Source organism: Microcystis sp. M53602_WE12 (assembly GCF_030065455.1).
Taxonomy (GTDB): Bacteria; Cyanobacteriota; Cyanobacteriia; order Cyanobacteriales; family Microcystaceae; genus Microcystis; species Microcystis aeruginosa.
In genome coordinates this window covers 1-5,127 of record NZ_JASJFB010000429.1, presented here as the reverse complement: position 1 = coordinate 5,127, position 5,127 = coordinate 1, and the positions used below count along the sequence as shown (strand labels likewise).

Annotated in this window: 6 protein-coding genes; 2 read left to right on the top strand and 4 right to left on the bottom strand. The window is 40.7% G+C overall.

Translation table 11 applies throughout. From position 1 onward, the window contains the following. Window positions 1–165: 165 nt before the first annotated feature. The 4 genes from PX482_RS14500 to PX482_RS14485 all read right to left on the bottom strand — a co-directional run bounded on the left by PX482_RS14500 (window position 166) and on the right by PX482_RS14485 (window position 3,734). Window positions 166–642 (bottom strand): PIN domain-containing protein, encoded by a 477-nt coding sequence (locus PX482_RS14500; RefSeq protein WP_002760063.1) that lies wholly within the window; start codon window positions 640–642, stop codon window positions 166–168. Next, window positions 639–884, bottom strand: a complete 246-nt coding sequence (locus PX482_RS14495; protein ID WP_002760064.1) for a UPF0175 family protein — start codon at window positions 882–884, stop codon at window positions 639–641. Before PX482_RS14495 ends, PX482_RS14500 begins: the two co-directional genes overlap by 4 nt. Window positions 885–1,182: 298 nt before the next feature. Further along, window positions 1,183–3,210 carry a tetratricopeptide repeat protein gene (locus PX482_RS14490; protein ID WP_288122599.1) on the bottom strand — a complete coding sequence of 676 codons (2,028 nt, stop codon included), beginning with the start codon at window positions 3,208–3,210 and terminating at the stop codon, window positions 1,183–1,185. Between the two features lie 23 nt (window positions 3,211–3,233). Next, complete coding sequence (locus PX482_RS14485) at window positions 3,234–3,734, bottom strand: hypothetical protein (protein WP_002760066.1); 501 nt, start codon at window positions 3,732–3,734, stop codon at window positions 3,234–3,236. A 337-nt stretch (window positions 3,735–4,071) separates the two neighbouring features. Between PX482_RS14485 and clpS the strand changes: the two genes are divergently transcribed. Next, window positions 4,072–4,359, top strand: coding sequence for an ATP-dependent Clp protease adapter ClpS (clpS, locus tag PX482_RS14480; RefSeq protein WP_002738526.1), 288 nt, complete (start codon window positions 4,072–4,074; stop codon window positions 4,357–4,359). After that, window positions 4,352–5,127, top strand: a 776-nt coding sequence (locus tag PX482_RS14475; protein ID WP_288122598.1) for a CPBP family intramembrane glutamic endopeptidase, incomplete at its 3' end; no start/stop codon positions are given. The genes clpS and PX482_RS14475, both read left to right, overlap by 8 nt.

Below are 5,127 nucleotides of genomic sequence, written 5' to 3'. Positions count from 1 at the left end.
AAGCGATCGTTCAAGCCTTTAGTCAGATTACATTGCGAGACATCCATCACTGGTTTACCCATTGTTGCTATTGCGATACCCCTTTTAAAGAGCCTACCTAGTCATCCATGCTGTACCTCATTCAACTGAAACCCGCTATAACCAGATTTAGTATGAGAGCGCATTTTATTCATTAGCTAGATTTAAAACCTGATTATACAGTTGCTCTCTCATCCAAAATCCAGAAATACGCAAATGGTCAAGTAATGGTTTAACTTGAGCAATTAACCCCTTACTTTTAGCTTCAAGTAAAACTCCTAATACTCCGGTAAACTCAATCCCTAGACGTGAAGCAACAATTCTACCTAGACGTTCATCTATTAACAGAAGTTCGGCGTTTATTTCAAGAGCAAGAGTAATTGCTTCCGCCTCCCCTCTATCGACTTCAAGATTAAGATTTTCGACAAGTTTTGTATTGGTTATATTTTGTTTTTTGAACCAAGACAAGGTTTGAACTTCTTGACTTCCGGCGACGGGAACGGTAGTCAGTTCTCGATAAACGGCTTCAGGAATAATGATGCTTTCGTAGAGTTGCTGTAGTAAATTTAGCTGATTGACAGATGCTAAATTGTTAATGGGTGAGGTATTACTAACCACTATCATAATCTGCCTAGTTTGCCTAAGGTCTTGACATCAGCATCTAAGTCTTCAAGGTCGTAATGAAGAGGAATTTGGCGACTTGCTAGTAAACTTTGAAATTGAAATTGATTCATTTCTGCTAAATTACTAGCCTGTCCAAGCGTCAGCTTTTCCTTTTGAAAAAGCATGATGGCAATTTCTTGTTTTAGCTCAGATTCTGACATCCGAGTTAGGGATAAAATTTCATCAGAGATAGTAAGACTCATGATTTTTCTCCTGAACAATAACATTCCGATTAACAGTTAACTTTCACTTCTGATCCAATTCCATATTAGCAAAATGTTCCATTAGCATCCATCCGAAACAATCCCAAACCCCTGAGATGGCTTCATACTGGCAGTAGGACTATAGGACTATTGTAGTGTGCGTGTTTGCGCGTATTTAAAGGAAGGCAGCAGCTTTATTCGATTTTTCTGAACTAGAAGATTGAGAAGCTTGGTTAGGATCTCCCGGAAACTGAGCGCTCCCCAGTAAAACCGGGGAAGGAGATATATATTTTTTTACCTACCTGATACTTTTTAACAGATTAACTATCTCATCGGGGAATCTTTGCTGTAATTCTTCATCGGATAATCGCAACAACAGAATCATAAAATTTTGCCTTACTTTTTGGGTATCGGGATGATTTTCGCCTAATCTTTCTTGATAAATAGCAATAGCTCTCACATACAACGGTTCCGCTTCTGCGTATCTGCCTTGCGATTGGTATAATACCGCTAAATTATTGAGACTGGCAGCAACATCGGGATGGTTTTCTACTAATAGCTGTTGTCTCAGAGAAAGGGAGTGCTTATAAAAGGGTTCCGCTTCTGCGTATCTGCTTTGACATTGGTACAATCCTGCTAAATTATTGAGACTGGTAGCAAAATAGAGATTGTTTTCTCCTAATAGCTGTTCTATCAGAGAAAGGCCTCTCTTACACAAGGGTTCTGCTTCTGCGTATCTGCCTTGCAATTCGTATAATACCGCTAAATTATTGAGACTTTGTGCAACATCGAGATGGTTTTCTCCTAATAGTTGTTCCCTTAGAGAAAGGGAGTGCTTATACAACGATTCTGCTTCTGTGTATCTGCCTTGGCATTGATATAAGAGTGCTAAATTATTGACACTGGTAGCAACACTAGGATGGTTTTCTCCTAATCGCTGTTTTATCAGAGAAAGGGAGCGCTTACACAACAGTTCTGCTTCTGCGTATCTGCCTTGGGATTTGTATAATAGTGCTAAATTATTGAGACTGCTAGCAAAATAGAGATTGTTTTCTCCTAAGCGAGATTGGATTTCTTCACAACATTTTGTTAAGGTAGCTGCTGCTAAATTATATTCTCCCTGTCCCTTATAAAACGAAGCTACCCCAAGAAACACCCGACTTAAATTATCTTCCAGGTTGGGAATATCATCTAACATGGTTTGACTGACAAGTTGCAGATGGGGAATTGCGGGAGTTACCGCTGCAATAATCTCCCTTGTGGGGGTTTGCGGGATATTTTCGGCAATGGTTAACAAAGTTTCCACAAAAGCGCATCGATAAAGAGAATTTATCTCAGGAATTTCCTGTAATTGCCGTTGAAAAAATTCTCTCACGAGGGGATGAATCCGATAAAAAGAATAGTCCTCATCCACGGGTTGCATCAGATGAGAATTATCCAATTGTCCCCGCGCTTCTTCTAGTTCGCTTTCGGTAATTTCCGTGGATTTTGCCGTATCTTCTAGCAACGTCCAAGCAATAGCCACCGGTGCGAATAAACTCAACAGCATTGCCACTTTTTGAACAGCAGAACTTAAATCATCCCAACTGATTTTAATTGCGGCTGCTACCCCTAAATGTCCATAATCTCTGTGGTTTCTTTCCTTAGTTAAAGCAGTATGAGCTAAATTTAATTTATCGCGTAAATGGCTAAACTTTAAATGACGATTTTTCGCTAAATATTCCCCCACCAACTCCACTGCTAAGGTTAAGCGTCCTAAAATTTCGTGACAAATCTGTTCTACTAAAGCTTTTTCTTGCTCAACTTTAGCAGTACCAACAATTTTGGTTAATAATTCCACACATTTATCTAAGGGTAAAACATCTAAAGCTATAGACTCAAATTCCGTACTAAGACACCTTTCCCTAGTGGTGACTAATATCTTAATACTAGAATCTTTTGGTAACATTCGATCGGGAATTCGGTCGATATTGGGGACATCATCGAGAATTAATAATAATTTTCCCTGCTGAGGTAGCCAATTTTGCCAATACCAGTCCACTTGTTTTTCTAAAGATTCTTTTTTCAATATTTCTGGTAAAGATAGATAGGGACCAGCTAATTTAACTATTTCTTCTGCTAAACCCGATAGTCGCAAGGATAACCAATATTGTGCCGCGTATTCCTGTTGGTATCGTTTCGCATATTCCAAAGCTAAAGCGGTTTTTCCTATTCCCCCTAACCCTTCCACCGCACAAACAATCACCCCTTGTTCTGTTTGCAATTGCTGATGAATTAAGGTTAACTCATCTTCCCTCCCGACAAAATTAACCGTACTTTTGCCCACATTACTAGGGATAGAGGGAATACTTACTTTTTTAGCCGATTTATCACCCCTGCAATCACACGATTAAATGTGGGAAAATAACGCTTAAAAGTTGACTCAGTATCTAATTCCGCTTCGTAGGTCAGGGAAACAAAAGGGGGTATAGTAGATAGGGCCGCTTTTAATTTGGCTGCTGCTGATCGCTCTGGTTGATTGAGTTTAGCCAGAATTTGGTTTAATGATTCTAAGATTTGTACAGAAGCAAGTTCAGGGGGTGGTTCTGCGGTAATTGCCGTCAATTCTGTGACAATTTCTGCTACCATTACCTCGGCATCAGGAAAGGACGATTCTTGACTCTCGCTGGCGATTAAATCCCATTTTTCTCGTTCAAAATCCCGAATTAGTCGGCGTAAATCTTCGATCTGCTGCTTGATCCTAACTTGTTCTTCCGGTCCGATTATAACTAAAATGTCTCGCTTTCCCGCTAATTGTTCTTTCAAGCGTTGAATATTTTTATCGAGATTTTGTAATTCGTCAGTAGCCATGGGAAAATAAGCTTAAATTAGCCAATTAATTCAATTATGATCTAAGTAGGTAGGCGTTAAAAGTTGTCAGATACCCCCCTTATCAAGGGGGGACTAAGGGGGGATCGGCACCCCCCTTATCAAGGGGGGCAGGGGGGATCGAACCTAAAATCGATTTTTAATTTAATTATAACCAGCTACTTATCCATCTAGAAATGTCATTCCTGTGGCTGTCCCCCACTCCCCAACACCCAACCCCTCACGGATCGCTGAAAAAGCCTAGCTCAATCTGGAAATTTTGATTATGATCATTAGTAATTGACCTTTATTTGTGATATAGATTCAAAGGAGAGACACGGTGTCCACAGAAGTCATCGAAAAGCGTTCCACAGCGACAATCCGTAAACCAGCACCGCGTTATCGCGTTTTACTCCACAATGACGACTTTAACTCGATGGAGTATGTGGTTCAGAGTTTAATGCAAACGATCGCCGGTATGACGCAACCCCAAGCAGTCGATATCATGATGGAAGCGCACACTAATGGTACGGCCTTGGTGATTACCTGCATCCAAGAACACGCGGAATTTTACTGTGAAACCTTGAAAAATAAAGGTTTAACCAGCAGTATCGAACCCGATGAATAAAAGATTGCGGGTAATTGCCACTTACCCAGTCCCCCTGCGACTGGGAATTTTTATTTTGCTCTTACTTTTTCTCTGGTTGCCGATCGCACTTCCCCTCTATCACTTTTTTGCCACTAATGCCAATCTTGTCTCAATTTTGACCCTTTCTGTTCTCTATCTGGAATTTTTGGGGTTATCCCATTGGTGGGGACGGACAATTTATGGCGATGAGGGATTAGCCGATTATGGGTTGATTTGGCGAAGAAAAACGCCGATAGAGTTAATTAACGGGTTAGCGATCGGTTTATTTTTCACTTTCTCGCTTTTTCTGTCCCAAGGGTTCCTAGGTTGGTTAAATTTCTTACCCGCAAATCCCCAGATCAGCAAAATCATCCTGGAGGGGTTTTTAGTCGCTTTAGCGGTGGGTTTTGCGGAAGAATTGCTATTTCGGGGCTGGTTACTGGGAGAATTAGAAAAGGATTATCGTCCCGCTATCGCTCTAGTGATTAGTGCCTTAATTTTTGCTCTTGCTCACTTTATTAAACCTTTAGCCGAAATTATCCGCACTTTTCCCCAATTTCCTGCCTTAGTCTTGCTAGGATTGGTTCTCGGTTGGGCAAAACGCGCCTGTGGTGGTAGTTTGGGTAAAAGTATCGGTCTGCACGCGGGTTTAATCTGGGCATACTATATATTAAATGTGGGTCAGTTAATTAAATACACTGGTACTGTTCCCGATTGGTTAACTGGAATCGATAAAAATCCTTTAGCGGGAGTGATGGGTTTACTTTT